We start from the raw sequence: 24,266 nt of genomic DNA on the forward strand, positions 1-24,266 counted from the left end.
GCCCTAGGCTTTTACGGTCAGTAACAACATGTTCAAGCGGCGAACAAAACCGGCTGGATCTTCCAGCTGGCCGCCCTCAGCCAACACCGCTTGATCAAACAGCACGTTCACCCATTCATCGAAATGATCTTTCTCGATTTTCAAACGCTGAATGAAGGGGTGCTCAGGGTTTAGTTCCAGAATCGGCTTGGTGTCGGGTGCATTCTGGCCAGCCTGCTTTAGCATACGCTTCAAATGCTCGCTCATGCCCATTTCGTCAGCCACGATACATGCCGGGCTGTCGGTTAAACGCAAGGTAACACGGGCCTCTTTGATGCGGTCTTTCAGAAGGTCTTCGACCTTCTTCAATACATCCTTGAACTCGTCTTCAACCTTCTTCTTGGTTTCCTTGTCTTTTTCATCCTCAAGGGCACCCAAATCAAGGCCACCTTTGGCACAGCTTTGCAGCTCCTTGCCTTCAAACTCCTGCAGGTAAGACAACATCCACTCGTCCACGCGGTCGCTAAGCAGCAGCACTTCCACACCCTTTTTCTTGAACACTTCCAGGTGCGGGCTGTACTTGGCCGCAGCATAGGTGTCAGCCGTCACGTAGTAAATCTTTTCCTGTCCCTCTTTCATACGGCCCACATAGTCAGCCAGCGAAACAGTTTGTGCCTCGCCTTCGCTTTGTGTGGTCGCAAAACGCAGCAGTTTGGCAATGCGTTCTTTGTTGGCTGGGTCGTCGCCCATGCCCTCTTTCAGCACCTGGCCAAACTCTTTCCAGAAACTGGCGTATTTCTCGACTTCATTGGCGGCCATGTCTTCCAGCAAGCCCAACACCTTCTTCACAGACCCTTCACGAATGGCTTTCACATCACGGCTTTCCTGCAAAATCTCGCGTGAAACGTTCAAAGGCAAATCAGAGGAATCGATCACGCCTTTCACAAAACGCATGTAAGGGGGCATCAACTGCTCTGCGTCGTCCATGATGAACACACGCTTCACATACAACTTGATACCTTTCTGTTGGTTGCGGTCCCAGAGGTCGTAAGGGGCCTTGGCGGGAATGTACAGCAGCGAAGTGTATTCCGAGCGGCCGCCTTCAACGCGGTTGTGCGTGTAGGCCAAGGGGTCAGCAAAATCGAAGCTGATGGTTTTGTAAAACTCGTTGTACTGCTCAGCAGTGATGTCGCTTTTCGAACGGGCCCACAAAGCATTGGCCTTATTTACATTTTCCCACTCGCCCGTGGCTTTCATCCCGCCCGCTTCTTCGTCCCATTCTTCTTTCAGCATCTGGATGGGCAGGGAAATGTGATCGGAATATTTGGTCAGAATACCCTTCAATTTCCAGCCAGAAAGCAATTCGTCTTCATCAGCCTTCAAATGCAGAATAATTTGAGTGCCACGGTCTGCTTTCTCAATGGCTTCCACGCTGAATTCGCCATCACCTTTCGATTCCCATTCAACGCCCTCTGCGGCCGGCAAACCGGCCTTGCGCGAGCGCACCGTGACTTTGTCAGCCACAATGAACGCCGAATAAAAACCCACGCCAAACTGGCCGATCAAGGCAGCGTCTTTTTGCTGATCGCCACTCAATTTGCCAAAAAATTCTTTGGTACCACTTTTGGCGATCGTGCCCAGGTGTTCAATGGCGTCTTCGCGGCTTAAGCCAATCCCATTGTCTTCAATCGTGATGGTGCGGGCTTCCTTGTCAAAGCTCACACGAATTTTCAGTTCAGTGTCGCTCTCGAACAGCCCAGCGTTGTTGATGGCTTCAAAGCGCAGTTTGTCGCAAGCGTCCGATGCGTTGGATACCAGCTCGCGAAGAAAGATTTCCTTGTTGGAATACAGGGAATGAATCATCAAATGCAGAAGTTGCTTTACCTCTGTTTGAAAACCCATTGTTTCCTTCATTGCACCCATGTTGTTTGCTCCCTTCATCTTCTTGGTTTGGATGTTGGGGAAATGGGGACGGATTCCTGAATTTCAAGACGAAAAAAAAGCCCCGGAGGGCTTTTTTTAATTGGTTTTGCGAAGAGAATCTGCCTTGAACTTGATGTCCAGTTCCTTGCCTTTTCTGCCGCGCTTGCCCAGCCGCTCAGCCAGAAAGGAGGGTTTTAAAATCTCCTCCCGGTCTTTGCCGCCGCGGCCTGTGCCCGAAATCACCAGGCTATCCGACGGACCGAAAGCAACAGCGGCCACCAAAGAGTCTTTGTCATCGAGTGGCAACAGCTGTACGCCGCGCCCGCCACCTGAGAGTTGCTTGAGCTCGTCCAGCATGAAGACATGGAAACGTCCGCTTTCGGCAAGCACGGCCACCCGGTCGTCGGTGGCCTGCAACAGCACCGGCGGCAAGAGCTTTTCACCCGGGTTCAGGCTGATGAATTGCTTGCCCGCCTTCATGCGGCTCTCCATATTGCCAGCCATGGCCAAAAAGCCGTAGGCCGCGCTGCAAGCCAGAAATACGGGCTGGGAAGCAGGTGCGGCTAGCGCGTGGCTCAGCGTACCGCCATTCAACTCCACAAGGCTTTGTGCGGGTATGCCATCGCCCCGGCCACCTGGCCATGCAGACACGGGCACACTAAACACCTTGCCCAGTGCATTGCCGGCACCAAACAAGTAGGTATTGTCGGTGGTTTTGCATTCAAAAGCGGCGTACAAGGCGTCGCCCACTTTAAAACTGAACTGGGCGGCGTCGTGACCGTGGCCCTGGCGGTTTCGTATCCAGAATTTCTGGGAAACAATGACCGTGGTCGGTTCTTCAACCACTTTCACTTCCACGCTGGCCTTCTCGGCCTCTTCAATCAGCGTGCGGCGATCATCGCCATAGGTGTCGGTGTCTTTGCGAATTTCACCAATAATTCGGGTTTTCAGCTTGCCCTCATCGGCCAGCAAAGCCTCCAGGTCGGCTTTTTCCTCACCCAACTTGGCCAGTTCCTGCTCAATCTTGATTTTCTCAAGGCGGGCCAATTGGCGCAGTCGAATTTCAAGAATGTCCTCGGCTTGACGGTCGCTCAGTTTAAAAGCTTCAATCAGGGCAGGCTTGGGCTCATCGCTTTCGCGAATCACCTTGATCACTTCATCAATATTCAACCAGGCAATCAACCTGCCTTCCAGCACGTGAATACGATCATTGACCTGCGCCAAGCGGTGTTGGCTGCGTCGGGTTACGCACACTTTGCGGAACTCGATCCAGTCCAGCAACATGGCAATCAAACCACGCTGGCCCGGGCGGCCTGCGTTGTCGATGCTCACCAGGTTGATGGAAGTATTGGTCTCCAGGCTGGTGTGGCTGAGCAAGAGGTTTGAAAACTCCTCTACAGACACATTGCGGCTTTTGGGCTCGAACACCAATCGCACGGCGTTCTCTTTGCCCGATTCATCGCGCACGGCATCCAGCATGGCCAGCACTTGGGCCTTCAAATTTTGCTGCTCAGTGCTCAAGCCCTTCTTGCCAGCCTTTACCTTGGGGTTGGTCAATTCTTCAATTTCTTCCAACACCTTGGCAGTGCTGGTGTTGGGTGGCAATTCTTTCACCACCAACTGCCACTGCCCGCGAGCCATTTCTTCAATTTCCCAGCGGGCGCGCACTTTGATGGAGCCCCGACCACCGGCATAAATTTCTTTCATCGCACTGGCGGGAGAGATAATTTGCGCACCACCCGGAAAATCGGGCGCGGGCAAATGGCCCATGATGGTGTCCAGGTCAGCGTTCGGGTGTTTGATCAAATGAATCGTGGCGGCGGCTACTTCCCGAATGTTGTGCGGAGGAATGTCGGTGGCCATGCCCACCGCAATACCGGAAGCACCATTGAGCAACACAAAAGGCAAGCGCGCTGGCAGCAGCTTGGGTTCCTGAAAGCTGCCATCGTAATTCGGAATGAAGTCGACGGTACCCATGTCCACTTCGTCCAGCAACAGCTTGGCGATTGGCGTCAAGCGGGCCTCTGTGTATCGCATGGCGGCAGCGCCATCACCATCCCGGCTGCCAAAGTTGCCCTGACCATCAATCAGCGGGTAACGCAAGGTAAAGTTTTGCGCCATGCGCACCAATGCATCGTAGGCGGCCTGGTCGCCATGCGGGTGGTATTTACCCAAAACATCGCCCACCACACGGGCCGATTTCACAGGCTTGGCGTTGTTGCCCAGGCCCATTTCATTCATGGCGTACAAAATTCGCCGCTGCACAGGTTTTTGACCATCCGCACACTCAGGCAGCGCCCGGCCCTTCACCACGGAAATGGCGTAATCCAGATAAGCGCGCTCGGCGTACAGACCAAGGGTAATTGTTTCAGAATCGTCGCCAGAAGGTGGCGTTGCATCCAGAGTGAGTTGTTCCATGCGGTGCTTCGAGGTTTCTTATTTTGTGAATTGACGTTGACGAAGGGTTTCAAACAGGCACACCGAACTGGCCACCGACACATTCAGGCTTTCAACACTGCCAATCATCGGAATTTGTACCAGTTGGTCGCATTTTTCGCGGGTCAAGCGACGCATGCCATCGCCTTCAGCACCCAGCACCCAGGCAATGGGGCCATTCAAATCGGCGTCGTACAGGGTATCTGTAGCCTCACCGGCAGTACCAATGCACCACACGCCCGCTTCTTGAATTTCTTCCAGTGCACGGGCCAGGTTGGTGACGGTAATGACGGGAATTGTTTCAGCCGCACCACAAGCCACTTTCGACACCACCGGGGTAATACCCACCGATTTGTCTTTGGGCAACACCACCGCGTGCACACCAGCCGCATCGGCACTGCGCAGGCAGGCACCCAGGTTGTGGGGGTCGGTCACGCCGTCCAGCACCAGAAGCAAGGTGTTCTTGCCATGGGTATCAATGATTTCAAACAGGTCGTTGCTTTTCACCAGTTCCTTTGCAAACGCCACCACGCCCTGGTGCTGTTTGTGACCGGCTGCTTTTTCCAAACGATCGGAATCGACCGCACTTACTTTGACGCCAGCTGCTTTCACCTTGTCGATGAACTGCTGCATGCGTTTGTCTTTGCGGTGTTGGTCCACCAACACCTCTTCCACGCTGGCTGGGGCTGTTTTAACCCGGGCCGACACGGCATGAAAACCATACAAAATGGCCAATTGGTACGCTCCGCTTATCTAGATTTTTTCGCTGCAGTGCGCATTTTAGACCCTGTGGCAGGTTTGGTACGGCTGACACGCTTGGCTTTTTGAATTTCTTCCTTGCGTTTTTTCTCGGCAGCAGCTTTGCTGCGCGATTCATCCGCGGCCCGCTTCTTGTTCACACCACGCGTGGTTGCTCCCTCTTCGGGTGGCAACACAGGAGCGGTTTTTCCTGCGTCTTGCACAGCCTGCTGCATTTGAGCGGTATTGGTGCGACGGCCCTGCTGGCGCTGCGGCCGGTTACCCGCCTTGCCATTGGGCTTGGCTGAACCTGGATCACGCATCAGGCTTTCAAACTTCACGCCTTGTACCAAACGGAATTCAATGCGACGCGCATCCAGATCAACCCTGGACACCTGCACATTGATCGGATCAGTCAGACGGTAGCGAATACCGCTGCGCTCGCCACGCAATTCATGCAGGCTGTCGCTGTACTGGAAGTATTCCGTGCCCAATTCAGACACATGCACCAAACCTTCCACATACAAAGCATCGAGTGTAATGAACAAACCAAAGCTGGTTACACCTGAAACATGACCCTGGAAGGTGTCACCGACGCGCTCTTTCATGAAAAAGCATTTCAGCCAGGACATCACATCACGAGAGGCTTCATCAGCACGACGCTCAGTGGAAGAAAACCAGTTACCCGATTGATCCCAACGGGCTATTTCCTCAGCCTTGTCCACACGGCGCTTGGGGTCGAAATCCTCGAATTCACGTTCATCCAGTGGCAGCGGCACATAACGCTTGCCAGCCAACAGAGCCTTGATGCTTCGGTGGACCATTAAATCGGGATAACGGCGAATGGGCGAAGTAAAGTGCGCGTAGGCTGGGTACGCCAAGCCGAAGTGACCACTGTTGTGCGGGGTATAAATGGCTTGCTGCATTGAGCGCAGCATCATGGTTTGAAGCAAGGCTTGATCGGGGCGCCCCTGAATCTTTTTCATCAGGTTCGCATAATCCATGCTGGTGGGGTCGTCACCGCCATCCAGCGTCAAGCCCACTGAGCGCAAAAATGCACGCAGGTTTTGCAATTTCTCAACCGTTGGTCCCTCATGCACTCGGTACAAACTGGGGTGTTTGCTGCGTTCCAGAAAATCGGCTGCGCACACATTGGCGGCCAGCATGCATTCTTCAATCAAACGGTGTGCATCGTTGCGGCGCTTGGGCACAATTTTGTCGATCTTGCCATCGGGGTCGAGCATCACCTGGGTTTCAACCGTGTCAATTTCCATGGCACCGCGACGCTGGCGCGACTCAAACAACACCTTGAACAGCGTGTACAGGTTTTCGACATCGCCGTACACGTGGCCCATTGCTTTGGCGGTAAGGCTTTGCGGATCCGTGAGCGCATCCCAAACCTGGTTATAAGTCAGACGAGCCGCAGAGTGGATCACTGCGTTGTAAAACTGGTAGGCCTTGATCGCACCTTTGGGGCCAATAATCATGTCGCACACCAACACCAAGCGATCCACGCCGGGGTTCAGCGAACACAAACCGTTCGACAGTTTCTCTGGCAACATGGGAATGACCCGGCGCGGGAAATACACGGAGGTGCCACGCTTGGTGGCCTCCTGGTCAATCGGTGTGCCGGGCAACACATAATGGCTTACATCGGCAATGGCCACCAGCAAACGCCAACCGCCTTTGGTGTCGTTTGAAGGGGTGCAATAAACCGCATCATCAAAGTCGCGGGCGTCTTCTCCATCAATGGTTACAAAAGGCACATCGCGCAAATCAACGCGGCCTTTCAGGTCTTTGTATTCCACTTCATTGGGAATGCTTTCAGCCTGGTTCATGGTCATCAGGTTGAATTCATGCGGCACATCAAATTTGCGCACCGCAATCTCGATTTCCATGCCGGGATCGTCCAGCTCGCCAAGAACTTCAGCCACTTTGCCGATTGGCTGTGAATGACGCGTGGGTTGTTCGATAATTTCGACAGTGACTACTTTTCCAGGTGTGGCATTGCCCACATCTTTTGGCGACACCAGAATGTCGTGCTTGATGCGCTGGTCTTCAGGAATAACCAGCAAAATGCCGCGCTCAGACACCAGTCGTCCAACCAGGCGATTGGTTTTACGTTCCGTGACCTCAACAATGGTTCCTTCGGGCTTGCCACGGTGGTCGGTGCCGGTAATTCGCACCAGCACGCGGTCGCCATGCAGTACTTTTTGCATCTCGCGCGGGGAAAGAAAGGCGTCTGGTCCGCGATCATCACGAACCAGAAAACCGAAACCGTCACGGTGACCAGCCACTCGGCCGGCTACGAAATCAAGCTTGGTAGAAAGCAACAACATGCCCTTTCTGTTGGGCATTAATTGACCATCACGCTCCATGGCGTTCAGGCGTTTTTCAATAATGGGGATTTGATCTTCGGTGAGTTTAAGGTGCTCAAAAACCTGTTCGCGGGTTAAGGGGGCTTGCGCTTGGCGCAGTACAGCCAGGATGTCTTCACGACTTGGAATTTTTATTTCTGTTTTATGCATTGACAAATTTATTTATTTCATTAGAATTCACGGCTCGCACCTGTGCCCAGGTGGCGGAATTGGTAGACGCGCTAGGTTCAGGTCCTAGTGGTGGTAACACTGTGGAGGTTCGAGTCCTCTCCTGGGCACCAGCAGTTTTCTCTTCACCAGTTTTATCTTCACTTACGCGTTTCAACGCAGTGTACAGCACTTTCCCCGCTTTAATTCTGAATTTCCAAAGCGCTTTGCGAATTTGCATTGCCGCTGGTGTTTGCAACACAAATTCGCCAAAAATTTCACTTAAAAACCATAGCCCACACTGAAAATCAGGCTGCTGTCTGTTTTCTTAACGCCAGGTGGCGGCATGTTGTCATAGTCCAAATTCACTTGCGTGGCCACATTCACATTTTCAACAATGGGAACGCGCAAACCTACTTTGGTTTTGAACAGGGCATCGGCTGTGTCCTCAAGGCTCACGGACAGGTCGTTGTTGTTGAAAAACACCAGGCGTTTGTTCCAGAATTTCCGTTCATAGTTCAAACCCAGACTTAATGAGGGAAACGACTCATCGGGCGCAACAATATAATCTTCATTGATGTAAGCCAAACCATATTCAGTCGATAACTTGGCGCGCTCGGTTTCAAAAAACTGATAACCATAACCAGCACCCAGCGAGGTTCTCAAATTCAGGTCAGCCAACTTGTCCTGCTCGCCCTTGGCGTTCACAAACAAGTAATCTTTCTCACTTAAAAATGCATCGTACTGGGTCAGCAAATATCGGTTTGACGTGGTCGTCACTCCTGCCGACTCGGCCTCGTTCACTTCGGCCGCAAGGGTGTACCTGTTCTCTGGTGTTCTGGCAATGAACTCGGTATCGAAGTTCAAGGCATCGTCTTCAGAATTGCCGCGATTGAACACGCCCCCCAAATTGGCCCTGCCACTGTATTTCACAGAGCGATCAACCACAGGTGGGTTAAACATCGCAACGTCAGCCCTTTGAAGGGGTCTGGAGCGCCCCAAATCACCTTGATCAATCACCAGCTCACCCTGCTGACTCAAAGTCACCTTGCCCTTTGCGGTGCTGCCGTCCTTCAGCTTCACTGTGACGCCATCATCCGACTGCAATTCAAGAACTTGCTTCCACGGCAGTTCAACTTCTCCGAACAAGGGGGACTTGAAGGTAAGAATGTTGTCGCTTAGCTTCACAATCTCGCCGGTAAGACGATCGCCGTTTTTCAACACCACATTGGCTGCGATAACCGGGCTACTGAACAGGGAAAGTACAACTGCGCAGGCGGGTGCAAATTTGAACACAAGGGGGAAATTTTTCACGTTTACTTCTTTTAAGACAGGCATTGTCCCGATGTCTCCTTAGCAGGTAAATGGACCCATAGGATAACACATCGATTTTTAAGCCTTTTTAGACCACAAATGAGGTACTTATGAGAGGAGTTAATACAAGATGTTCAGAGGGGATTCAGAGAAAGTCGCGGGTTTCAAAAGGCTGCACAATCCAGACATCGGACTCAAGATATTCAGCGGCAAAATCAGGTTTGAAAACAGAGCCTGGCTTTACCCAAACCACCGCGGTTTTCATCTCGGTGATAGTGGGGCAAATTGTGCGCAGGTACTCACACAAGGCCTTTAAGGTGTGCCCAGTGTCGGCCAGGTCGTCCACCAAAAGCACCTTGCCACTCACCGGCCCAACTGATGCGATACTGGCAGAAATCTGCAATTCACCCTGACTGGTTCCTTCGCCACCACGATAAGACGATGCAGCGATGACAGCCATGGGCTTGCGCAAAGAACGAGACAAGCCATCCGCCAGAAAAAGACCACCCCGAGAAACCCCGAGCACGCAATCAGGCTGAAAACCCGAGTTCTTGACGGCATCCACCACCCGATCAATCAGGTGGTGGTACTGGGCATAATCGATGTGTAGCTTGTCGCTCATGCGCCAGAGCTTCTGATTCAGGCTTTGTAGGGGTGACGAAGCACAATGGTTTCGTCACGGTCCGGGCCAGTCGAGATCATGTCCACAGGCACACCGCACACTGCTTCCATACGCTTAAGATAAATCTTTGCCTCTTCTGGCAAGTCATCAAACTGCTTCACGCCGAAAGTGGTGCCTTTCCAACCCGGGAAAGTCTCGAAAATTGGCTTGCAGCCTTCCACTTTGTCGCTGCCGAAAGGAAGAATGTTGGTGGTGGTGCCGTCGGCCAGTTCGTAGCCCACGCACATTTGAATGGTTTCCATGCCATCCAGCACGTCAAGCTTGGTAATACACAGGCCAGAAACACCGTTCAACTGAATGGTACGGCGCAAAGCCGCAGCATCAAACCAGCCACAACGACGTGGGCGGCCTGTTACAGAACCAAACTCATTGCCCTTCTTGGCCAGGTACATGCCCTTCTCGCAAAACAGCTCGGTGGGGAAAGGACCTGACCCAACGCGTGTTGCGTAGGCCTTGGTAATACCCAATACATACTGCAAACGCTGCGGGCCAACACCTGCGCCAGGCGAAGCCGCACCGGCGATACAGTTGGAGCTGGTCACGAAGGGGAAAGTACCGTGGTCGATATCAAGCAAGGCGCCTTGCGCACCTTCGAACAACAGGTTTTTGCCTTCCTCATTGGCCTGTTGCAGCAGGGTTGGCACGTCAGCCACCATGTTCTTGATTCGGGGTGCCAGCGCCATGGCTTTGTCGAATACCACTTGAGCGTCAACAGGCTCAGCCCCCAAATATTGGGTCAATACAAAGTTGTGGTAATCCAGCACCTCATCCAGCTTGGCGCGGAATTTCTCGGGATGAAACAGATCCTGAACTCGCAGTGCACGGCGTGCGGCCTTGTCTTCATAGGCAGGGCCAATGCCACGGCCAGTAGTACCTATTTTTGCATCGCCACGCTTGGCTTCGCGGGCTTTGTCCAGCGCAATGTGGTGGTCCAGAATCAATGGGCAGGTTTCGCTGATTTTCAGGCGACTTTCCACTGAAATGCCACCGGCTTGCAGTTCGTCAATTTCACTGAGCAAGGCCTCTGGCGACAACACCACGCCATTGCCAATGTACACCTGCACATCAGGGCGCAAAATACCAGAGGGAATCAAACGCAAAATCGTTTTCTTGCCACCAATCACCAGTGTGTGGCCCGCATTGTGACCACCCTGGAAACGAACAACGCCTTGGGCATGGTCAGTCAACCAGTCCACCACCTTGCCCTTGCCTTCGTCACCCCACTGGGTACCAATCACAACCACATTTCGAAAACTCATTTCAATTTCTCCTGATTCATGCCAATCGGCACCACTTTCCACACGGCGTTGGCCTGTACAAGCTGCCGATCACATACAAACTCTTCTTCCTCTTGGGCGGTATTTGGCAGCGACTGAAGCACCACCTCGCCCTGACTGCGCAATTCGCGAATCACAGCCATTAATTCAGTGTCATAAACCCAAGGAGCGCGAATGGCTGTTTTGGGCTTGGAATGCACAGCCTGCAAAGACACCAGTTCGCGCAAATCCACAGAGAAGCCGGTGGCAGGACGGGCTCGGCCATACACGGCACCCACATCGTCATAGCGGCCACCACGCAGCACTGCGTTGGGGCAACCCTCTACGTAAGCTGAAAAAATCAGACCGCTGTGATAATCAAAACTGGCCAGGTCCGCCAAATCGAGAATGAGTGCAGGCATGGCCGACACCGTTTCCTGCAAGCGCGCAATCAAAGTGCGCAACTCATTGAGTACCGCACCCACCTTAGGGTTGCGGGGCAAGATCTCGGCCGCCCGGTTCAGCACGCAATTGCCGCCACCGACCGAACCATACAAACTCAGCAAAGCCAATACATTCGCCTTGCAGGCACCAGAAACGCCGGCCAGCAGCGTCTCAAGGGCAGGTCTGTCTTTTTGAGCAAGGCAATCGTGCAAATGACGAATCAGATTGTCGGTCAGCCCCTCACCATCCACCACAGCAGCCAGCAGGCCAGCATGGGACAAAGCCAGGCGGTAGCCCTTCAAGCCCGACAAGTTCAATGTGTCTACAGCCAAGTTCAATATTTCAAGGTCGGCTTCAATACCGCCACAACCATAAAGCTCAGCACCACATTGCAGCGGTTCACGGGTGTTATGCAAACCCAAGGCCTGCGTGTGCAACACTGGGCCGCAATAACAAAGACGGGTTACGCCCTTCCGGTTCAAAATGTGGGCATCAATGCGGGCCACTTGGGGTGTTGTGTCAGCCCGCAAGCCCAACATGCGCCCACTGGCCTGGTCCAGCAACTTGAAAGTTTGCAAATTCAGGGAAGCATCGGCATTGCCGAGCAGCGACTCGGTGTACTCCAGCATGGGTGGCATCACCAATTCATAGCCGTATACGCGAAAGCGGTCCAACAGGGACCGTCGCAATTCTTCGATTCGCCGGGCCTCGGAGGGCAATACATCGGCGACAGACTCTGGCAAAAGCCAAGCAGACATGACTATTCCAACTCTTAAACGAGTGTTCTAAAACAAAAAAAGCGTGATACCGATGAGAATCGCCACCAGCCCCACAAATCGTATTTGACCTTCTGTGAGCGAGGCAATCTTGAGAAAGGTCTCTTTCCATTGTTTTGGAAAAAGAAAAGGCATAAAGCCCTCGAGAATGAACACGAGGGCCAAAGCCAGCCAAAAGGTCTCGCTCATATCAATTTTCCCTGAGCCAGACCTTTCAAGCGAAGGTGATTAACCAACGCAAGCGCACGAAAGCCCAAGTTATTGCGTTTTCTGCAAAAACTTGAAGAAATCAGACTGCGGATCAACCACCATCACATCAGACTTGGATGTCAAAGACTTCTTGTAGGCATCCAGACTGCGGTAAAAGGAATAGAACTCGGGATTGCGACCAAAAGCGGCATTATAAATCGAACCGGCCTTTGCATCACCCTCCCCCTTGATAGTTTGTGCTTCTCTGTAGGCTTCAGCCAAAATTACAACCACTTGGCGGTCTGCATCCGCACGAATTTGCTCGGCTTCCGCTGCACCTGTGGCTCGCAAATCGTTGGCTACACGCTTTCGCTCGGCTTCCATGCGACGAAACACAGATTCACTGACTTCAGGTAGCAAATCTACGCGTTTCAAGCGAACGTCCAGAATTTCCACACCAATTTCCGCAGCTTCGTCCTTGACCTTTTCCACCACCGTGTTCATCACAGTGGTGCGCTCGCCGGAAACCATTTGGGGCACGGTGCGCTTCGTAATTTCCTCGTTCAAGGCAGACTTGACCACTTGAGACATGCGGCTTTGTGCCAGGCGGGAATCTCCGCTCAAGCGAACAAAATACAAACGAGGATCAATAATTCGCCACTTGATATAAGAATCAATCAAGAGGTTTTTCTTCTCGGAAGTAATGAAACGCTCTGGTTCGGGTGTGTCAATGGTTTGAATCCGCTTGTCCAGAAAAATAACATTCTGGAAAGGCGCTGGCAGCTTGAAGTACAAACCAGGCTCCTGGCGCACTTCCTCAACCTGACCCAAAGCAAACACAATGGCGTATTGCCGTTGATCGACAACATAAAGGCAGGTGTTGGCCACAAAAAAGCCGATCAACGCAGCCGCTACTACTACAAAAATCTTAGGCATGATTAACGAGCTCCCCGGTCACGATTGCGCATGGCATCGCGAATGCTAGTGTCAAATCCATCATTGGCAGCACGTGGTGCAGATGGGCTGGTTTCTGCGGCTTTGGCAGCAGCGGCGGCAGATGTCGCACTGCTTTCAGCGCCCGAGGAACCAGTTTTCTCAATCAATTTGTCCAAAGGCAAGTACAGAAGCTGGCTGTTTCCCTTTGAATCAACAATAACCTTGGTTACGTTGGTATAAATTTCCTGCATCGCGTCGATGTACAAGCGATCACGTGTAACTTTGGGAGCTTTCTCGTATTCGGTCAAAATTGCCTTGAAGCGGGCTGAATCACCCTCGGATTGGGCAACCACGCGTTCGCGATAACCATTCGCTTCTTCCAGCAAGCGGGCTGCATTGCCTCGGGCACGCGGAATCACATCGTTTGCATACGCCTCACCGTCGTTTTTCAAACGCTCGCGATCCTGGCCGGCCTTCACGGCATCGTCAAACGCTGCTTGTACCTGTTCCGGGGGTTGAACACCCTGAACCGTCACGCTCGATACCAAAATACCGGTGCCGTATTTGTCCAGGATTTCCTGCATCACTTCGGCCGTGTTCAGGGCGATTTGCTCTCGGCCCTCGTACAGCACAAAGTCCATTTTGCTGCGACCCACCACCTCGCGAATGGCCGTTTCAGCAGCCATTTTTACGGTTTCGTCGGGATCAATGGTGTTAAACAGATAATCACCTGCATCTTTCAGGCGATATTGAACCGCAAACTGAATGTCGATGATGTTTTCATCTTCAGTCAGCATCAGCGCTTCGCGCAGTACCTTGCTTTTCACGTCGTTGCGATAACCCACTTCAACAATGCGCACCTGGGAGGAGTTCACCACCTCGTGCGACTGAATCGGGTAAGGCATGCGCCACTGGAAACCGGGCATTGAGGTGTGGTGGTATTTACCAAACTGCAATACCACACCTTCGCGACCTTCCTGAACAATGTAAAAGCCGCTCGCCAGCCACACCAGCACCGCGACAACGATCACGGCAGTGAAGCCCTTGCCGGCATTTTCCATGCTTGGACCGCCACTGCCGCCACCGCCGAGTGGGCCACGCGGGCCACCGCCATTGCCGCCCTTCTTGCCGAACAGGCGATTCAGCCTGCTGTTGAAGTCGCGCCATAGTTCGTCAAGATCGGGGGGGCCGTCCTGACGGCCACCGGGACGGCGATTGTCTTGATCTTGAGGCTTTGCGGGTTCATCGTTGTTTTGATTACCCGATGAATTTCTGCCCCAATCCGGATCATTCATTGACATGCTTGTTCCTACTGCTGAAAAATTAGTTGTTGACGTTCAGGCCCACTGCAATTCATCTGACTGCGTGTCTGCACCCCGACTTTGAGCATAAAAGTTGCCAGCAAGTTCAGTCAGACATTCACGCAATTCTGCAATGCCAAGCCCGTAGCGCGCACTCACCGCCACGGACAAAATCTTACCATCGCCGTCGCGCTCGACTTCCACGGAACGCTCGCAGGCGTCTATTTTGTTCCAGATGATCACCTGTGGAACATCCCCCGCTTCAATCTCTTGCAACACTTTGTTGACTTCGTCGATTTGACTGTGCCGAACCGGCGAGCTCACATCGACAACATGCAACAACACATCGGCATGCACCGCACTTTCCAGGGTAGCCTTGAAGGCGTCTACCAGGGAATGTGACAAATCGCGAATAAAACCAACGGTATCCGACAAGGCCATGTCCACCTTGGGTGCAAGCCACACGCGGCGTGTAGTCGTGTCCAATGTGGCGAACAGTTGGTCTGCGGCATACGCCTTGTCGCTTGCAATGGCATTGAACAAAGTGCTTTTACCAGCATTGGTATAACCCACGATCGCAACCGTGAACTGCCCGCGCCGCTCGCGTTGACGGCGCTGGGTTTGACGCTGTTTCTGAAGCTTCTCGAGCCTGGTTTTCAGCTGCTTGACCTTCACGCCAATCAGACGGCGGTCTGTTTCAAGCTGGGTTTCACCCGGACCACGCATGCCGATACCACCCTGCTGGCCATACAAATTCGCGTTGCCACGCACCAAGCGCGAGGCCATGTACTGAAGCTGGGCCAATTCAACCTGCAATTTGCCCTCAAAACTGCGTGCCCGAATGGCAAAAATATCGAGAATCAGACCAGTGCGGTCGATTACACGACGCCCAAGCGCATTTTCAAGATTTCGCTGTTGAGCAGGACTCAGGCTGTGATTGAAGATGACAAGTTCGACTTCTTCGGCCTCGCAATGCGCAAGTATTTCCTGCACCTTGCCGGAGCCAATGAATGTGGCTGAGTCGGGGGAACGCCGTTTGGACACGAAAACGCCAATCACCTCTGCACCCGCAGAGGTGGCCAGTAGGGCAAGCTCATCGACACTTTCGCGGAACTCGTGTTGACCTAGGTCAAGTGCAACCAAGGAACTACGCGTCATTTCAAACCGCGGAAAAATTGGCAAGTGAAGATAAGCTTACTCCTTCACCTCGGGGGTGAATGTCACTGAACGGCCGGGCACAACAGTTGAAATTGCGTGCTTGTAGACCATTTGGGTTACGGTATTACGCAGCAGAACCACGTATTGATCGAAAGACTCGATTTGGCCTTGAAGCTTGATGCCGTTGACCAGGTAAATGGACACGGGTACATGCTCTTTGCGCAGCAAATTGAGGAAGGGGTCTTGTAGTAGTTGCCCTTTGTTACTCATAACAGCTCCAGACTGTGTTGATATTATTAAATGTCAGAGCTTTTGGCTCGTCACGCTTAGTTTACAGAAAGCGCTTATGGGTGCCAAACGTAAGCCCTTCTTTTGTTGATATGGACACTCTTTTTTCACAAAAAGTTCAAATCCAACGCCAGAGAGTGATTCCCGTTGACATCACCCGCTTAACAAGGAGTTAACTCAAGCCATTGAGACAAGCGGGGACGCCGAATAAACTCCTCCTGAAACTCGGTCAGCTTCGCGGTGGACTGGGGCAAGCGAGCGGCCCATTCTGAGGTCAGGGAAGGATCGTACCAAAGCGCTTTTGCCACCACTTCGGCGCTGATATTGGCGGGGTCGCAAATCAGGGCAAAGCGATCATCACCCCGCACAATCGCCAGAAGACCGATCACTCCATGGTCAATCAACAAGCTCAGGATCTCGTCCAGTTGGTCGGGCGGCACCTTGGCAAACACCCGCAACTCTTCCATGGTCATGCCCGGCTTTTCCTGCTGCCGCGACTTTTCCAGTTCAACCAAAACACTCAAACCTTGCAACCACCTTTCACCGGGGCGGTTACTAGGGTTCCAATAACCAGTGCGGGCCACAGGCAAAGCCGCAACGGTGCTGGCCCCCAGCAACACAATAATCCAACTCACGTAAATCCAGAGCAAAAAGATTGGAAATGCCGCCAAAGCGCCATACAAAGCCGTGTAACTTGGAAAATGCGTGATGTAGGCAGCAAACGCCCGCTTGGAGATTTCAAACAAAACCGCAGCCAGTACCCCGCCCACCAAGGCGTCTTTCCAATGCACAGCCCTATTCGGAACAATGCGATAAATAAAGGCAAAAGCCAGCACCGTCAAAGTCAACGGTATCAGATTAAGCGCGGGAAACATGCCGCCCAACACAGGGTTCACACCCGCCATGGTTTCACCGATCAGTGCAGTGGATACGCTGATGCTCAGCCCGATCAGCACTGGCGCCAGCGACAAGACCGCCCAATACAACACCACCTTGTTCATGGTCGAGCGTTGACGCTTCACGTTCCAGATTTGATTGAATACCCTATCCACCGTGAACATGGTGGTTAATGCAGTAATCACCAGAAACACAATACCAATTGCGGTCAGCCCCTTTGCTTTGTCAGAAAACTGGGTGACATAAGTCAAAATGGTTTCAGACAAGGTTTCGGGAAAAAAGCTGTCGATCAAATAGCCCTGAAGCGACAACTGCAAACGGTCAAACATCGGAAATGCCGTGAATATGGCCAGCACCACCGTGGCCAATGGTACCAAGGACAGCACCGTGGTAAAGGTGAGGCTGGCAGCCACCTGCGGCAAGCGCTGTTCGCTGATGCGCTGGCTCACCAGGCGTGTAAACGCGATCCACCAGCGCAAATTCAGCGGTGACAGTTCAACATCGGCCACGCTGAAAGCACGGCGGGCACCACGCATAAAGCGTGCACGGCGTGTTTGACTCTCTTCGGTCGATTTGCCGATGGCTTTGAAACTCTTGGTCTCAGTTGTTTCGGAAGGTGCGGCTGAACTCATGCGCTTCGATACAATAGGGTTTCCAACAGTCCCCATGATAACCCCTAAGCATGATTGAAGTATTGGTCTTGTATTACAGCCGCCATGGCGCAACTGCGCAGCTGGCCCGCGAAATTGCACAGGGCGTAGACTCCGTGAAAGGTGTTTCGGCAAGAATTCGAACAGTACCCGCGGTATCTGCGAACACAGAAGCCACTGAATCCGACATTCCCGAACAGGGCCCACCCTATGCAGAGCCGGCTGACTTGAAAGAATGCGCTGGCCTTGCCATGGGCTCACCGACACGGTTTGGCAACATGGCCGCCCCCATGAAGTATTTTCTGGATGGTACGGTTGGAACCTGGCTGGCTGGCGATTTGATCAACAAACCCTTTTGCGTGTTTACCAGCACTGGCAGTTTGCATGGTGGGCAGGAAACCACGCTGACCAGCATGGCTTTGCCCTTGATACACCATGGCATGCTTTGGCTGGGCATTCCCTATTCCGAGCAAGCTTTGAATGACACCCGCACTGGCGGCACGCCCTATGGCGTGACCCATTGGGCGGGTGGACAAGGCCAGCACCCAATTTCTGAACATGAAAAAACTCTTGCCCGAGCGCAAGGTGCACGCCTTGCCAAAGCAGCACTGGCACTACAACACATGGATAAATCTTGATGAGCAGCACCCCCGAAGTTGATTTGACCCGCAAGAAGGCCTACTGGGCAACCGTCAGCAGCCTGTTGGCATTAATTGCCCTGTGCGTGGCTTGGGAGCTTTTCGTTGCACCCATTCGCCCCGGCGGCAGCTGGCTTGTGCTGAAGGTTTTGCCTTTGCTGCTGGTGGTGCCCGGCATATTCAAACAACGCGTGCGAACCTACCAAGCCACATCACTGCTGCTGTGGCTATACTTTGCAGAAGGTGCCACACGCGCAACTTCTGACCCGGCGCTAGCCTCGCAGTTAATGGCCGGGCTGGAAGTGCTTTTGACCATCGTGCTTTTTGCCAGCGTCAGCGTGTTTGCCCGTACCTACAAAGTACCCAAAACCAAGGTTGCTTGAACGCATGAATGAATTTCTTGAACAATTGCGCAAACAGGTTCCAGGGCTGCTGATTAATACTGAGGCAGCCTACATTGCCCAAACCTGTACCGACTGGCGCAAACGCTACTGCACCACTGCGCTGGCTGTTCTGGAACCCCTGAGTACCCGACAGGTACAGGCGATTGTAAAAACATGCGATGCATTCAATGTGGCCATTTCAACCCAAGGCGGCAACACTGGCCTGGTGGGTGGTGCGGTGCCCGTGGCAGATAACAACGCAGAAAAACGACCGCATGTGGTTCTTAAAACAGGGCGCATTCGCGAAGTACTGAAGCTGGATGAAAACAACTTGACCCTGACCGCGAGTGCAGGTTACACACTGCACGAAATTCAGGAGTACGCAGAGGCACACGGCTTTCTGTTTCCCCTCAGCCTGGCCTCAGAGGGCACCTGCACCCTGGGCGGCAACCTGGCCAGCAATGCAGGGGGCGTGGCCGTACTGCGTTATGGCAACACCCGCGAATTGTGCCTTGGACTGGAGTATGTGAATGCACAGGGCGAGTTGTGTGGTGATTTGCGGGGACTTCGCAAAAACAACACTGGCTATGACCTGCGCCATTTGTTGATTGGCTCGGAAGGCACTTTGGGAGTGGTAACCACTGCCTGCATGAAGGTGTACCCTGCCCCCAAAAGCCGCTGCGTTGCGTGGCTGAATGTGGACAACATTCAAACTGCTGTAGACGCATTGGGCTTCGTACAAAGCCGCTTGTTTGGTGAACTCAGCGGCTACGAATGGATGAACGCCAATGCAATTGATGTGGTTCAAACCCATTTTCCTGCCCGTGCGCCAACCTGCCCAGGCGCAGTAGACCATGTGCTCGCTGAATTCACCTCATTGGGTTCCGAAACCGCCTTGCGTGAACAAGTCACCAGAACACTCGAGGCGATGTTGGAAGAGATACCCGGGGTACGCAACATCGCCATTGCCCAAAGCGGGCGAGACATTGAAACCTTTTGGGCCTTGCGAGAAAACATATCCGAGGCACAAGCCAAAGCGGGTTTGAATGTGAAACATGATGTGGCGTGTGCGGTGTCGCAGCTGCCGACATTCCACAACATGGCCCTGAATGACATAGCAGAGCATGGTGTCGATGTTCAGCCAGTGCTGTTTGGCCATTTGGGCGATGGCAACCTGCACTTCAATTTGTCAGCCCCAACAGGCAGCGACTCTGCAGAATTTCTGAAACAACACCAAAGTTTGCTCAACAATTTGGTGCACGACGCGATTCTGCGGTGCGGCGGCACCGTATCGGCTGAACATGGCATTGGGCAGTTGAAAGCCGAACTACTGCGAGATATTACGAGTGCCAGCAACTATGCTGCATTCAAAGCCATCAAACAGGCCATGGATCCTAAAAACCTGCTGAACCCCGGCAAGCTGGTTTTGCTGTAATGCCGGCTCAGGCTGCGTGCTTGAGCATCATCGCCAGCGCATCTTCAACCACCTGCCAGTTGTTAGCCTTCAGCCGGGTTGAATCGGACAGCACCTGTCGATAAAGCCTTCCACCTGCTTGGCCGTGAAACAGACCCAACCAGGATTTCGTAATGCTTCGAATGCTTTCGCCCTTGCACAATTCCTGCTCAGCATAGCTGCGCAATTCGTCAATGACTTCCAAACGGGTTTTTGGGGCAGAGGACGCCTGGCCAATTACTTCGTCAAATCCGGCCAATAGCCACGGGTTGGAATAGGCCTCTCGACCAATCATGCAACCGTCGGCCCATTCCAAGTGGGTTTGAATCGACTCGAGGGTTGTAATTCCCCCGTTCAAAATGATTTGAAGGTGCGGGAAATGTTGTTTCAGGCGTTTTACCACCTCGTAACGCAACGGAGGAATGTCGCGGTTTTCCTTTGGTGACAGGCCTTTCAGCACCGCATTGCGCGCATGCACAATGAAGGTGTTACAACCCGCTTCACTGACCTTGCCCACAAAATCATAAAGCATGGTTTCGCTTTCATCGTAATCAAGCCCAATCCTGTGCTTCACGGTCACATCAATCGAGCAGGCATCCCGCATGGCTTTCACGCAGTCGGCCACCAAGTCGGGTTCCGCCATCAGGCAAGCGCCAAACGATCCCTTTTGGACACGCTCCGAAGGACAACCCACATTCATGTTCAATTCATCGTAACCCGCCTGTTCAATCCACTTGGCACAACGTGCCATGTGCTCGGGGTCGCTGCCACCTATTTGAAAGGCCACGGGGTGTTCTTCGTCGTTAAATGCCAAAAAACGTTGGCGATCACCAAACACCAAAGCGCCCGTGGTTATCATTTCAGTATAAAGCCAGGTGTGCTGGCTGATCGCACGGTGGAACCTACGGCAATGCCGATCGGTCCAGTCGATCATGGGGGCAACAGAGAGAATTCTGGGTTTGAATGTCATGGTCTGGATTCTACAAACAAAAAGGGCGAGGCCAAAGCCACGCCCCTTTTGAATCTGGCCTTTCAGCCAAACAAAACTTATGCAGCGTCGCGACTTGCGCGCTTGCGCTCGTGTTCTTTCAGGAAGCGCTTGCGAATGCGAATGTTCTTGGGAGTAATTTCTACCAATTCGTCTTCCGCAATAAACTCCACCGCATATTCCAGGTTCATCTGGATTGGCGGTACCAGGCGAACGGCCTCGTCAGTACCCGATGAACGAACGTTGGTCAGCTGCTTGCCCTTGATGGGGTTCACAACCAAGTCGTTGTCGCGGCTGTGAATACCAATCACCATGCCTTCATACAGGGCTTCACCTGGGGACACAAACATGCGGCCACGGTCTTGCAGTTTCCACAAGGCGTAGGCCACCGCATCGCCATCGTCCTGAGAAATCAGCACGCCATTGTGGCGCTCGGCTGAACCGCCTTCGCGCACGGGTGCATATTCGTCAAACACATGGCTAATCAGGCCGGTACCGCGTGTCAGGGTCATGAAGTCGCCCTGGAAACCAATCAGGCCACGTGCCGGAATTTTGTATTCCAGACGAACACGGCCTTTGCCATCGGGAGACATGTCGAGCAAATCACCCTTGCGGCGACCCAATTCTTCCATCACGCCGCCCTGGTGTGAGTCTTCCACATCCACGGTCAACATTTCATAGGGCTCGCATTTCACGCCATCAATTTCCTTGAACACCACGCGTGGGCGGGAAACAGCCAATTCATAGCCTTCACGACGCATGTTTTCCAGCAAAATGGTCAGGTGCAATTCACCACGACCCGACACTTCAAACACGGTGTCATCGTCGGTGTCTTTCACACGCAGAGCCACGTTGGCTTTCAATTCACGCTGCAAGCGGTCACGCAACTGCCGGCTGGTTACAAACTTGCCTTCACGGCCGGCCAATGGCGAGGTGTTCACCATGAAGTTCATGGTCAATGTGGGCTCGTCAATCGCCGGAATTTCCAGGCCTTCCACTGCGTCAGTGGCGCAAATGGTGGTACCAATGCCGATTTCCTCGATGCCGTTGATCAGGCAAATGTCGCCAGCCTGAGCTTGTTCTTCCTGAACACGTTCCAGACCACGGAATTTGAGAACCTGGTTGATTCGACCATTGAATGGTGTGCCGTCTGGCCCGTTAACACAAGTAACCTGTTGACCCACACGCACGGTTCCGCGCTTGATTCGGCCAATGCCGATCTTGCCCACGTAGCTGTTGTAGTCAAGCGAGGTGATCTGAAACTGCAATGGACCATTGGGGTCATCATCACGCACAGGTACATACTTCAAAATGGCTTCAAACAATGGGCGCATGGTGCCTTCACGCACATCGGGTGTGTCGCCTGCATAGCCGTTCAGGCCACTGGCATACACAATCGGGAAGTCCAGCTGTTCGTCGGTTGCACCCAGTTTGTCGAACAAGTCGAAAGTTTGGTCAATCACCCATTCAACGCGCGCACCTGGGCGGTCTACCTTGTTCACCACGACGATAGGCTTCAAACCCAGGGCCAAAGCCTTGCGGGTAACAAAACGTGTTTGGGGCATCGGGCCTTCAACGGCGTCCACCAACAGCAAAACCGAGTCAACCATCGACAACACGCGCTCCACTTCACCACCGAAATCGGCGTGTCCTGGGGTGTCAACAATGTTGATGTGGGTGCCTTCATATTCAACCGCGCAGTTCTTGGCCAGAATCGTGATGCCACGTTCTTTTTCAATGTCGTTGCTGTCCATCACGCGTTCTTCGAGCTTTTCGTTCTCGCGGAAGGTGCCGGATTGGCGAAGAAGTTGGTCTACCAATGTGGTTTTGCCGTGGTCCACGTGGGCGATAATTGCAACGTTACGTAATGCGCGTGTCATAGATTTACCTGAATCAATCTGTCGGGTCGAAGCAAGGCGCCCTTCCCATCCGTTTCTAAAATGCCTGTTCCCATGAATCGGGAATTGCCTTTGAAGGCTGTATTGCTAACTTCGGTGTTCACATCCTGTGCAGACGTTTCTCCGTACACCCGCACTCGCCCTGGCTTGGCATCAACCAGGCTCAGTGGCAACCGTTGCCCGTGCGAAAACCGCCGCGCAAACTCATTGTTCAATTCGACTTTGCCCAGGCTGCCCAAAAGGGCATCTACCGGGAAAAGCACCGCATCCAAAGCGTCAAAGGGGGTTTCCGATTCACCAAGCACCTTAAGTGCATCCAGGGTGTACGCGCGTTCCACTTTCAAGTCACCAATTGCTGTTCTGCGCAATTCCGTGAGATAGCCCGCTGTGCCCAAGGCCTTGGCGATGTCTTCGCCCAAGGTGCGCACATAGGTGCCTTTGCTGCAATTCACTTCCAGTTCAATGGTGCAACTGCTTTCACCATGGATTGTATTGTGCTCGACTTTCATGACATCCAATTGATGGATCAAAAGGGTCCGAGCGGGTCTGTCCAATTCAATGCCTTCGCGAGCATACTCGTACAAAGGCTTGCCGTCTTTCTTTAATGCAGAAAACATGGGTGGCGTCTGTTGAATTTCACCAACAAACTGCGCGCACACCTGTTTTACTTCATCCAAGGTGATGCTTTCAAGGGCGCGGGTGCTGACTTTCGTCAATTCTCCCTCAGCGTCACCTGTGTTGCTTGAAAAACCAAGCCGCACCTTGGTGCGATAGGTTTTGCTGGCATCGATTACATCTGCTGCAAACTTGGTGGCCTCACCGAACATCAATGGCAGCAAACCGCTTGCGAGCGGGTCTAGCGTACCGGTGTGACCGGTTTTTTCAGCCCTGTACAAGCGCTTTACAATTTGCAGGGCTTGATTGGACGAGAAACCAGTTGATTTATCGAACAACAGCACACCCGACAAGGCACGCTTTTGTTTCTTAGTCTCCGCCACCGTCGCCACCACCATCCGAATCTGTGGCACCACCGCCCTCGCCTTTCAGCGCCCGGTCGATCATTTGAGACATTTCAGCCCCACGCTCCACCGATTGGTCGTGTTTGAAACGCAAGGTGGGCACGGTGTGAATGTGCAGCTTCTTGAAAATCAAATTGCGCAAATAACCCGAAGAATCATTCAATGCTTCTTCAGTGGTTTCGGCTGAACCAGTCAACACCGAGAAATACACGGTTGCATAGGCGTAATCGGGCGTCAGTTCCACATCTGTGATTGTGACAAACCCAAGCCGTGGGTCTCTCAACTCACGGGGAATCAGCTCAGCCAGGTCTTTCTGGATTTGCTCGGCAACCCGAATACCTCTGGCTGGTGCTTTTTTCTTGTGACGCATACTTTCCTTTTCAAACCCGGGCAGC

General features: G+C 53.0%; 21 protein-coding genes and 1 tRNA gene. 4 read left to right on the plus strand and 18 right to left on the minus strand.

Features of this window, described 5'->3' with window-relative positions; all coding sequences use genetic code 11:
• Nucleotides 1-3: 3 nt before the first annotated feature.
• The 4 genes from htpG to rnr all read right to left on the minus strand — a co-directional run bounded on the left by htpG (nucleotide 4) and on the right by rnr (nucleotide 7,604).
• Nucleotides 4-1,902: a molecular chaperone HtpG gene (htpG, locus tag HKT17_RS09580; RefSeq protein WP_171099632.1), complete on the minus strand. Its 1,899-nt coding sequence runs from the start codon at nucleotides 1,900-1,902 to the stop codon at nucleotides 4-6.
• Between the two features lie 96 nt (nucleotides 1,903-1,998).
• Entirely contained in the window at nucleotides 1,999-4,320 is a 2,322-nt protein-coding gene (gene parC, locus HKT17_RS09585) for a DNA topoisomerase IV subunit A (RefSeq protein WP_171099634.1), read from the minus strand.
• Nucleotides 4,321-4,338: 18 nt separating this feature from the next.
• Nucleotides 4,339-5,073 carry a 23S rRNA (guanosine(2251)-2'-O)-methyltransferase RlmB gene (rlmB, locus tag HKT17_RS09590; RefSeq protein ID WP_171099636.1) on the minus strand — a complete coding sequence of 245 codons (735 nt, stop codon included), beginning with the start codon at nucleotides 5,071-5,073 and terminating at the stop codon, nucleotides 4,339-4,341.
• Between the two features lie 14 nt (nucleotides 5,074-5,087).
• On the minus strand, nucleotides 5,088-7,604 hold the full coding sequence (rnr, locus tag HKT17_RS09595) for a ribonuclease R (RefSeq protein WP_171099638.1): 2,517 nt from the start codon (nucleotides 7,602-7,604) through the stop codon (nucleotides 5,088-5,090).
• A 44-nt stretch (nucleotides 7,605-7,648) separates the two neighbouring features.
• Between rnr and HKT17_RS09600 the strand changes: the two genes are divergently transcribed.
• A tRNA-Leu gene (locus HKT17_RS09600) sits at nucleotides 7,649-7,735 on the plus strand.
• 148 nt (nucleotides 7,736-7,883) lie between these two features.
• Here the strand turns inward: HKT17_RS09600 and HKT17_RS09605 are convergent.
• The 10 genes from HKT17_RS09605 to HKT17_RS09650 form a co-directional block, all read right to left on the minus strand.
• Complete coding sequence (locus HKT17_RS09605; RefSeq protein WP_171099640.1) at nucleotides 7,884-8,915, minus strand: DUF481 domain-containing protein; 1,032 nt, start codon at nucleotides 8,913-8,915, stop codon at nucleotides 7,884-7,886.
• A 145-nt stretch (nucleotides 8,916-9,060) separates the two neighbouring features.
• Entirely contained in the window at nucleotides 9,061-9,537 is a 477-nt protein-coding gene (locus HKT17_RS09610) for a phosphoribosyltransferase (RefSeq protein WP_171099642.1), read from the minus strand.
• Nucleotides 9,538-9,554: 17 nt separating this feature from the next.
• Complete coding sequence (locus HKT17_RS09615; RefSeq protein ID WP_171099644.1) at nucleotides 9,555-10,856, minus strand: adenylosuccinate synthase; 1,302 nt, start codon at nucleotides 10,854-10,856, stop codon at nucleotides 9,555-9,557.
• Entirely contained in the window at nucleotides 10,853-12,055 is a 1,203-nt protein-coding gene (locus HKT17_RS09620) for an ATP phosphoribosyltransferase regulatory subunit (protein ID WP_171099646.1), read from the minus strand. Before HKT17_RS09620 ends, HKT17_RS09615 begins: the two co-directional genes overlap by 4 nt.
• 27 nt (nucleotides 12,056-12,082) lie before the next feature.
• Nucleotides 12,083-12,262 (minus strand): DUF2065 domain-containing protein, encoded by a 180-nt coding sequence (locus tag HKT17_RS09625; RefSeq protein WP_008248713.1) that lies wholly within the window; start codon nucleotides 12,260-12,262, stop codon nucleotides 12,083-12,085.
• 69 nt (nucleotides 12,263-12,331) lie between these two features.
• A complete protein-coding gene (hflC, locus tag HKT17_RS09630; protein ID WP_168427011.1) occupies nucleotides 12,332-13,198 on the minus strand; it encodes a protease modulator HflC in 867 nt (288 codons plus the stop codon).
• Nucleotides 13,199-13,200: 2 nt separating this feature from the next.
• The gene (gene hflK / locus HKT17_RS09635) at nucleotides 13,201-14,499 is read right to left on the minus strand and encodes an FtsH protease activity modulator HflK (protein ID WP_105029420.1); all 1,299 of its coding nucleotides are present in this window, start codon (nucleotides 14,497-14,499) and stop codon (nucleotides 13,201-13,203) included.
• A 36-nt stretch (nucleotides 14,500-14,535) separates the two neighbouring features.
• Nucleotides 14,536-15,657 carry a GTPase HflX gene (hflX, locus tag HKT17_RS09640; RefSeq protein ID WP_105029421.1) on the minus strand — a complete coding sequence of 374 codons (1,122 nt, stop codon included), beginning with the start codon at nucleotides 15,655-15,657 and terminating at the stop codon, nucleotides 14,536-14,538.
• 36 nt (nucleotides 15,658-15,693) lie between these two features.
• Entirely contained in the window at nucleotides 15,694-15,927 is a 234-nt protein-coding gene (gene hfq, locus HKT17_RS09645) for an RNA chaperone Hfq (protein WP_008248719.1), read from the minus strand.
• Nucleotides 15,928-16,106: 179 nt separating this feature from the next.
• Nucleotides 16,107-17,474, minus strand: a complete 1,368-nt coding sequence (locus HKT17_RS09650) for a YihY family inner membrane protein (RefSeq protein ID WP_205882407.1) — start codon at nucleotides 17,472-17,474, stop codon at nucleotides 16,107-16,109.
• 50 nt (nucleotides 17,475-17,524) lie between these two features.
• On the opposite strand from HKT17_RS09650, the gene wrbA reads away from it, so the two are divergent.
• Genes wrbA through HKT17_RS09665 form a run of 3 tightly spaced genes read left to right on the plus strand, consistent with a single transcriptional unit; the run spans nucleotide 17,525 to nucleotide 19,948 of the window.
• Complete coding sequence (gene wrbA, locus HKT17_RS09655) at nucleotides 17,525-18,130, plus strand: NAD(P)H:quinone oxidoreductase (RefSeq protein ID WP_171099650.1); 606 nt, start codon at nucleotides 17,525-17,527, stop codon at nucleotides 18,128-18,130.
• Complete coding sequence (locus tag HKT17_RS09660) at nucleotides 18,130-18,513, plus strand: DUF2069 domain-containing protein (protein ID WP_105029424.1); 384 nt, start codon at nucleotides 18,130-18,132, stop codon at nucleotides 18,511-18,513. Before wrbA ends, HKT17_RS09660 begins: the two co-directional genes overlap by 1 nt.
• Before the next feature lie 4 nt (nucleotides 18,514-18,517).
• Nucleotides 18,518-19,948 (plus strand): FAD-binding oxidoreductase, encoded by a 1,431-nt coding sequence (locus tag HKT17_RS09665; RefSeq protein ID WP_171099652.1) that lies wholly within the window; start codon nucleotides 18,518-18,520, stop codon nucleotides 19,946-19,948.
• 7 nt (nucleotides 19,949-19,955) lie between these two features.
• Here the strand turns inward: HKT17_RS09665 and dusA are convergent, their stop codons facing one another.
• The 4 genes from dusA to rbfA form a co-directional block, all read right to left on the minus strand.
• Nucleotides 19,956-20,936: a tRNA dihydrouridine(20/20a) synthase DusA gene (gene dusA, locus HKT17_RS09670; protein ID WP_171099654.1), complete on the minus strand. Its 981-nt coding sequence runs from the start codon at nucleotides 20,934-20,936 to the stop codon at nucleotides 19,956-19,958.
• 77 nt (nucleotides 20,937-21,013) lie between these two features.
• Nucleotides 21,014-22,834, minus strand: coding sequence for a translational GTPase TypA (typA, locus tag HKT17_RS09675; protein WP_171099657.1), 1,821 nt, complete (start codon nucleotides 22,832-22,834; stop codon nucleotides 21,014-21,016).
• Complete coding sequence (gene truB / locus HKT17_RS09680) at nucleotides 22,831-23,865, minus strand: tRNA pseudouridine(55) synthase TruB (RefSeq protein WP_171101461.1); 1,035 nt, start codon at nucleotides 23,863-23,865, stop codon at nucleotides 22,831-22,833. The genes typA and truB overlap by 4 nt, the downstream gene beginning before the upstream one ends.
• Complete coding sequence (gene rbfA / locus HKT17_RS09685) at nucleotides 23,837-24,241, minus strand: 30S ribosome-binding factor RbfA (RefSeq protein ID WP_138518161.1); 405 nt, start codon at nucleotides 24,239-24,241, stop codon at nucleotides 23,837-23,839. Before rbfA ends, truB begins: the two co-directional genes overlap by 29 nt.
• Nucleotides 24,242-24,266 lie beyond the last annotated feature (25 nt).

The sequence above is a fragment of the Limnobacter sp. SAORIC-580 genome, from assembly GCF_013004065.1.
Taxonomy (GTDB): Bacteria; Pseudomonadota; Gammaproteobacteria; order Burkholderiales; family Burkholderiaceae_B; genus Limnobacter; species Limnobacter profundi.

Bases quoted from the DNA above. Each gene is read 5' to 3' on its own strand.
- htpG (WP_171099632.1), bottom strand. From the start codon at position 1,902: ATGGGTGCAATGAAGGAAACAATGGGTTTTCAAACAGAGGTAAAGCAA.
- parC (WP_171099634.1), bottom strand. From the start codon at position 4,320: ATGGAACAACTCACTCTGGATGCAACGCCACCTTCTGGCGACGATTCT.
- rnr (WP_171099638.1), bottom strand. From the start codon at position 7,604: ATGCATAAAACAGAAATAAAAATTCCAAGTCGTGAAGACATCCTGGCT.
- HKT17_RS09610 (WP_171099642.1), bottom strand. From the start codon at position 9,537: ATGAGCGACAAGCTACACATCGATTATGCCCAGTACCACCACCTGATT.
- HKT17_RS09615 (WP_171099644.1), bottom strand. From the start codon at position 10,856: ATGAGTTTTCGAAATGTGGTTGTGATTGGTACCCAGTGGGGTGACGAA.
- HKT17_RS09620 (WP_171099646.1), bottom strand. From the start codon at position 12,055: ATGTCTGCTTGGCTTTTGCCAGAGTCTGTCGCCGATGTATTGCCCTCC.
- HKT17_RS09625 (WP_008248713.1), bottom strand. From the start codon at position 12,262: ATGAGCGAGACCTTTTGGCTGGCTTTGGCCCTCGTGTTCATTCTCGAG.
- hflC (WP_168427011.1), bottom strand. From the start codon at position 13,198: ATGCCTAAGATTTTTGTAGTAGTAGCGGCTGCGTTGATCGGCTTTTTT.
- hflK (WP_105029420.1), bottom strand. From the start codon at position 14,499: ATGTCAATGAATGATCCGGATTGGGGCAGAAATTCATCGGGTAATCAA.
- hflX (WP_105029421.1), bottom strand. From the start codon at position 15,657: ATGACGCGTAGTTCCTTGGTTGCACTTGACCTAGGTCAACACGAGTTC.
- hfq (WP_008248719.1), bottom strand. From the start codon at position 15,927: ATGAGTAACAAAGGGCAACTACTACAAGACCCCTTCCTCAATTTGCTG.
- HKT17_RS09650 (WP_205882407.1), bottom strand. From the start codon at position 17,474: ATGAGTTCAGCCGCACCTTCCGAAACAACTGAGACCAAGAGTTTCAAA.
- wrbA (WP_171099650.1), top strand. From the start codon at position 17,525: ATGATTGAAGTATTGGTCTTGTATTACAGCCGCCATGGCGCAACTGCG.
- HKT17_RS09660 (WP_105029424.1), top strand. From the start codon at position 18,130: ATGAGCAGCACCCCCGAAGTTGATTTGACCCGCAAGAAGGCCTACTGG.
- HKT17_RS09665 (WP_171099652.1), top strand. From the start codon at position 18,518: ATGAATGAATTTCTTGAACAATTGCGCAAACAGGTTCCAGGGCTGCTG.
- dusA (WP_171099654.1), bottom strand. From the start codon at position 20,936: ATGACATTCAAACCCAGAATTCTCTCTGTTGCCCCCATGATCGACTGG.
- typA (WP_171099657.1), bottom strand. From the start codon at position 22,834: ATGACACGCGCATTACGTAACGTTGCAATTATCGCCCACGTGGACCAC.
- truB (WP_171101461.1), bottom strand. From the start codon at position 23,865: ATGGTGGTGGCGACGGTGGCGGAGACTAAGAAACAAAAGCGTGCCTTG.
- rbfA (WP_138518161.1), bottom strand. From the start codon at position 24,241: ATGCGTCACAAGAAAAAAGCACCAGCCAGAGGTATTCGGGTTGCCGAG.